This is a genomic window from Cyclobacterium qasimii M12-11B, from assembly GCF_000427295.1.
GTDB classification, from domain to species: Bacteria; Bacteroidota; Bacteroidia; order Cytophagales; family Cyclobacteriaceae; genus Cyclobacterium; species Cyclobacterium qasimii.
The window spans coordinates 104,777-111,211 of record NZ_ATNM01000013.1 but is presented as its reverse complement, the minus strand read 5'-3'; the positions used below and the strand labels follow the sequence as shown (position 1 = coordinate 111,211).

5 protein-coding genes and 1 pseudogene are annotated in these 6,435 nt (G+C 37.2%); 1 reads left to right on the top strand and 5 read right to left on the bottom strand.

The window, feature by feature from the left end; all coding sequences use genetic code 11:
- Positions 1-615: 615 nt before the first annotated feature.
- The 5 genes and pseudogenes from ADICYQ_RS01235 to ADICYQ_RS01220 form a co-directional block, all read right to left on the bottom strand.
- Complete coding sequence (locus tag ADICYQ_RS01235) at positions 616-1,569, bottom strand: DUF4625 domain-containing protein (protein WP_020891073.1); 954 nt, start codon at positions 1,567-1,569, stop codon at positions 616-618.
- 93 nt (positions 1,570-1,662) lie between these two features.
- Positions 1,663-1,983: a TonB-dependent receptor gene (locus ADICYQ_RS29990; protein WP_020891072.1), complete on the bottom strand. Its 321-nt coding sequence runs from the start codon at positions 1,981-1,983 to the stop codon at positions 1,663-1,665.
- A gap of 179 nt (positions 1,984-2,162) precedes the next feature.
- On the bottom strand, positions 2,163-4,037 hold the full coding sequence (locus ADICYQ_RS01230; protein WP_020891071.1) for a TonB-dependent receptor: 1,875 nt from the start codon (positions 4,035-4,037) through the stop codon (positions 2,163-2,165).
- Positions 4,038-4,130: 93 nt separating this feature from the next.
- Positions 4,131-4,343, bottom strand: coding sequence for a DUF3820 family protein (locus ADICYQ_RS01225; RefSeq protein ID WP_040413770.1), 213 nt, complete (start codon positions 4,341-4,343; stop codon positions 4,131-4,133).
- Positions 4,344-4,355: 12 nt separating this feature from the next.
- Positions 4,356-4,786: pseudogene (locus tag ADICYQ_RS01220) on the bottom strand (hypothetical protein).
- A 300-nt stretch (positions 4,787-5,086) separates the two neighbouring features.
- Here ADICYQ_RS01220 and ADICYQ_RS01215 point away from each other — a divergent pair.
- Positions 5,087-6,367 (top strand): MFS transporter, encoded by a 1,281-nt coding sequence (locus tag ADICYQ_RS01215; protein ID WP_020891068.1) that lies wholly within the window; start codon positions 5,087-5,089, stop codon positions 6,365-6,367.
- The last annotated feature ends 68 nt before the right edge of the window (positions 6,368-6,435 follow it).

Below are 6,435 nucleotides of genomic sequence, written 5' to 3'. Positions count from 1 at the left end.
GAAGGAAATACGCAAGGCATTTGAAGAAGGAATCTTGCCTGAAGCAGGAGTAAAATTGATGGCAGAGAACAAGCCCGTTAAGAAATTGTTTGATTTAAGCCAATTAGGCACTTCCTGGTTTTAGGTGTAGAGGGTGGCTTCAAAATCTTGCAAATGGACTCAATCGCTTAGGAATGTTGACGCTATAGCTTAATTTCTAAATTTTTTTCATTTTCTGAAATTTTTCGCATCGTTTTTGTATTAAAGAAAACAATATTGTTTAATCATTGTTGTATGTTTGTTAAACATAAGAAAATGAAGCTCTCTCTAAAATATATCGGTATAATTCTTTTTTTCTGCTTTATAAGCTTTAATGATTCCATCTTAAGAAGGATCTCAAAAGATAAAATAAAGATAGAAAAGGTAGAACAATTCTTGAAAAAATCAAGTCAAAATTTTTTAAGTCAGGTGGTTGTGCGTTTTTAATTATGCTTATCGTTTCCCTTTGACTTTATTTTTGGTTTGGAAACCAATGTGGATTCCATTTACATCAGTTATCAATAAATCGTTGAACGATAAAAGGCGTAACTTTTACATTACGCCTTTCTATTTTTATCTGTTTAAGAATCTTTTCAATCAATCTATATCAACATGGAAAATTTTTTCCGTGGTATTTCCGTTAACATCTTCAGCTCTGATAGTAAGGTCAAGATGTTCGCCCGTAGCAGGGAGGATGATCGCATTTTCACCTGTCAGAAGTGTTGCCAAGTCAATCAATTGATCATTAGGTAAATCAGGGCCTTGGCCGTCTGCCAACCATTGAGAGCTTCCCCACATTTTGTCGTAAACATGTTCGTCGTTACTTACCCTTTCACTATGATCATGATCGTGGTCATCATCGTCATCCTCTTCTCCCAATTTTATCCAAACAAAGGCCAGTGGCGCACTTAAATCATCGGTAGGCTTGCTGATTTCACCAGTTACAGTCAAAGTTTCTCCATGGCTTCCTAGCAGTTCATCGTCATCAAGGTTATTGACAGTTATAGAAGGGGCATAAGCAGTTCTAATATGGATCGTGGTGATGTAACTTGAAGCATCTGCAAAACTGGTTTGATTTCCGTAAATATCTGTAGCAGCAATAGAAAAGTCATATATTCCTGCCAAAACAGGTCCACTCAATCTTGAATTGCTTCCAGACCAATAGATATCAGTAGCAGTTGAATTGACATTTACCAATGTTGAGTTTGCTTGAAATTGAAAATCAGGATCACTGGCATCAACCGCATAAATATCATCAATGGCTAATTTTTCGAAATCATTGAGAACTCTTGCGTGGCTGTGCCCATCAAAATTTGCATGAACATTTACTTTTATTTGCCCAATACCAGATGGATCCTCTACAGAAAAACTAACAGGGATATGGTCCATGGTTTCTGTAAAAACCTCCCCATGATCAGGGCTGATTTCATCTTCAGATTCGGCGTGGTCAATTACTGGGGCCACTAAGTCTTGAGGGTCCTCACTAGTGGTTTCACATGAGAAGAAGCTAAAAGCAATAATGCTTGTTAACAGGATGTTGGTTGTTTTCATCTTTATAGTCTTTATATACAATACGGTTGCATTTGCATAAGTGTTGCAATTATAGACATAACTTTTCTAACTTCCAAGAAGTGGGATCGTTTGCTATTGATTTTTTATTTGAATGGGGATTTTTAAGCTAATGTTTATATTTCGGCCTTGTTCTGGTAGGTTTAAAAGCCTATAGCGGCTCATGTGATTGAAATAGTAGCTGTTTAATAAGTTTTTACCACTGATTCTGAATTTGAAAAGCTGCCTTGCCATCGAAAACTCCAGACCCACGCCTGCTTCCAGTAGTCCGTAACCTTCTGTCACCCTTTCATTTCTATCCACCCGGTTTTGGGCGGCCACTTGCCTGTATTCTATAAACATATTACTAGCAGGCAGCCATTGATTATTGTAAGGTAAATCCCATTCAAGGCCCATTAATACGCTTGCAGGTGGTGTTAAAGGAAGTGGTAAACTAGTGTCTAAATTTTGGCTGTATACGTATTCCGCAGCTATTGATGTTTGTAATTTAGGAAGGATGGCCCAATGGATTTTTAATTCCCCTCCTGAGAAAATGGCATTGTTTTGTCGGTATTCCCATAACGTTCCAGCGCCGGCTAATGTTGAGAATATGGCAGTAGGGGAAAGATAGATATAGTCAAGGTAATAGGCAAAATAAGGACTGAATCCAATAAGAAGGTTTTTTTAGAATAGGTGAAATTCAAATCACCCTGAAAGCTACGCTCGCTATTAAAATTTGAATCGCCCAGTTCATGCCTAAAATTTCCGTGGTGGATCCCGTTAGAGGCCAACTCTATGGGGCTTGGGGCTCTGTAGCTACTTCCAAGGTTAAGTTTGAAGTTACTTTTTTCATTAATAATCCATGAAAAGCCTGTCGCCCCACTCAGGTTCGCGTAATTACGATCAATATCAGGGTTTCTCAGTACTTCATTTCCAGTAGCCTCTCCATTGTTATAGGTAGGTTGGGAGTGTGCATCAATTTGGTGTTTGGCAACATCTACCCTCAATCCAGCATTCAAAATAAAATTGTCCTTCAACCGGTATTCATGAAAGTAGAAGAAGCCTGCAGACTTTGATTGAAATTGTGGTAGCAAAAATTCAAATCCTCCAAATTGATTGTCCATCAAACTGGATTGAAAACCTATAATGGCTTGTTCTTTATTATTGATGTGGTGATTAAATCTTAGGTTTGCCGTGTAGGTATTTAAATAAAGTCCCAAAGCCAGGTCGCCTTGTTCACTTGAACTGATTCCATGGGCATGAGGTAAGGAATGTTCTTCTCTTTCATTTCTCTGGTATCCCAAATCAATTTCCAACCAGTTTTGATTCAATTGAATTGTGGTGTTGGAGATGACTTTGAGGTGGGAATTGTCCTGATTGGGCAATTCTATATTCCCATAATCACCATTGTGCTGTAGGTTATAGCTATTAGGTATGCCGACTGCTCCAGTAAAGATTCCTGCCTGCTGTCCAAACCGGCTAACGGTAATGGTAGATTTACCCCATTTTTTTCTTATTCCCGTCATTAAAGAAAAATGCCTTTCCTTTCCTGCCGTATTTTTTAAGCGGTTTTCATAAACTGGTAATACATATCCGGCATAGGTGAATTCATCTGCAGGCACACGATAATCCTGATAGTCCTGAAAGGTAAGCCGACCTTTATAAATAAACCCATTTTCATTTCCTTCAACCATAGCCGAATGACTACGCATATTGTTGTTGGTCTGATAGCTATTGATCAAATGTCCTCTTATTACACCATCGTTTGGAATAGGAGCAGGGGAGATGTTGATAACGCCGGACATGCCATCAGATCCATATATTAAAGAAGCGGGGCCTTTTACAATTTCTACCCGATCTACATCAAATGGATCAATTTCTAATCCATGATCAGCACCCCACTGTTGGCCTTCCTGCTTGATACCCCTGTCATTGACCTGGATTCTATTGGAACTCATTCCACGGATAACGGGCTTGCTAATGCCGACTCCTGTATTTATAGTGCTGATTCCTGGTAGTTTTTCGAGGGCATTGGAAAAAGTGCCTGAATTATTCTTTTCTATAAAATCTCTATCAATTACGTCTATTGTTTGGGATTGTTCAACGGGTCCATTTTTGAATGGATTGGCCTCGATGGTCAAGGATTGTAGCGTAATGGCCGAAGGTTCCATTTGCCAATTAAGTTTCACATCTTTATTCTGGATGGAAACTGTTTCTGTAAGCGATTTATAACCCAGGTGAGAAACATGCAAATGGTAATTTCCTGGATTTAAATTTTTTAATATGAATTCGCCATTTGGGTCTGCAGCCGTTCCTGTACCTAACTCATGAATAAGCACAGTCGCCATCATTGGTTTGCCAGACTCATCTGAAATGGTACCACTGATTGAAAAACTAGGAGTTGATTGAGCAAAAAGAAAGGAATTGCCTATCGTTACCAGTATGAAAATTGGTAGATAAATTAATCGCACTGCAGCAAATTGAGTGATTGGAATACTTTATTAAAAACAAAGATATCTTTATCACTCAATAATTGCAACACTATGGCAATAAATAGGGTTATTTTATTTTTTTCTCAAAGGATCTAATAGGTATTCCAGACCGTTTACACGAATTTCATACATCGTTTCCAACCACATTCCCAATTTACCTTGTGGGAAGCCTTTTCTTTTATACCAAATCAAATAATGTTCAGGGACATCGCAAATTAGCCTGTCCTTGTACTTGCCAAAGGGCATTTTTTTTGAAACAATTTCCAAAAGTACATTTCTATCCATGTCTCTTGATGATTAATTCAACCAAGCGTCCCATGGAATTCTACTTAAGATCAAAATGAAAGCCACACCATAAAACATATAAATGCTTCTGAACCTGCTTCTGCTTTCTGTTAATTTTTTGGCTCTGCTATACCCAATCGTTATAAGTGCAATCGCTATTATATTAATTAGCGGATGCTCTAGGGCATACAATCTGCTCATAGAATCACCCATTGTTTCACCACTTAGGTTAGATAAGCCTAAAGGACTTAAAAATAAACCCCAATACCCACCAACAATTGAATGTGAGCCAATATCATCCCAATTAAGCCAAATTTCCGGTCTTTTTCGGTAAACTCTTTACCACTTAAAGCACCGAAAAGGGCTGAAATAAAGCTAAAAATTATTCCTGCCAAAACGATATATGCCAGAACTGAATGAAGGTGTTGAAATCCGGTAGTCATGTTAATTTAGATTTTCTGTTTATAAACAGCTAAATAAGTAAAAAAAAACCACTATACCATTAGTAAGGCGAGCCTTTGTGCCGATTATCTTAATTTTATTGCCAAAGTGCTCGGGATTATGGATCAGTGAAATTGATCCAATTATTAGGGATTAATTGTCTATATAAATTTATATTTTGTAATTATCTTTTTTTCATTTAGTAAATTGGTTTTTATAACCTAAATAATTACTTAATTTCGCAAAATGTCCCCGGATTCCCTAAAAGCCTTTTTTATTTTTCTTTTAAATATTTGCCGTCGATGAGTTATTGGAATTTTGTATTTGAGAATAAAAAGTTATTAACTTTTGGACTATTGATGACCTGTCTTTCTGGGTATGGTCAGACTTATCTTTTGGCACTTTATGTACCTTATTTGATTGAAGAATTCTCGCTTCAAAATGCACAGATTAGTGTTTATTACATGATAGCTACAATCGCAAGTGCTTTTTTATTACCGCAGGTAGGGAAGTATATCGATAAGGTAAGCTTGGTAAAATATACATTACTCACCACAGTTGTCTTTATTCTATCCATGCTTCTCATGAGCTTTAACCATCACTGGTATTTGTTACCCGTCGCATTTTTTGGTTTAAGAATCGCAGGACAGGGTTTGTTTAGTCATATTGCCATTACTTCTATGTCCAAGTATTTTGTGAAAGGGAGGGGTAAAGCAATTAGTATGGCCTCTCTGGGACATCCCTTCGGTCAGGCAGCTTTGCCTATTATGGTTGTGGCCCTTATCAATGTTTTTGGCTGGAGGCAATCGCTCTTAATAAATGCCTTAATTGTATTGATAATGGTTCCTTTGTACCTGTACTTTTTTATTGATGAGAAGAAACTGGTGGTCTACGAAGAAACAGTTGATACTTCACTTTCTGGTACCAAGAAAGAAATATCTCAATGGGAGATAATGAAAACGAAGAGTTTTTGGATTTTGGCACCAAACCTTTTTGTATTGGCTTTTACCGTTACAGGATTGTTTTTTTATCAATTTGCAATAGCTGATTTTAAAGGATGGAGCCTTGAATGGATGGCTGTAGGCCTTACTTTTTATGCCATTGCAGGATCCATTGCCATTTTATTTTCCGGACCTTTGATAGACAAGTATTCTGCGAGGACATTTTTTCCTTATTACCTTATTCCCTTTTTAATTGCCATTATTTTTATTTGGCAGGTCAGAGATCCATTGGTTATTTTTCCTTATATGATTTTAATGGGTGCTTCGGCAGGTGTAGGCAATTCCATTATGTCAGCATTGCAGGTAGAATTATTTGGCACCGCTTATATTGGTAAAGTACGGAGTATTTTCGCTTCTATAATGGTGCTTAGTTCAGCTATCGGACCCGCCATTTATGGGGTTATAGTGGATGCGGGCTATGATTTTGAGTATATTTTTATTGGTTCAGCTATTTTGATGGTCATTGCCATTTTGCTTTCCTTTCGAATTGTTCCAAATTTTACCTTAGCTAAAATGAAATATAAGTTTAAAAAGCGAGATAGAAGATTTGACTTTTTTAATATTTTCACTTTAAAGCGCTAGTCTATATAGAGGGTAGATGAAGCGATCATCCTGGATCTCTAGTTGATAAAAAAAATGGAAAATATAAC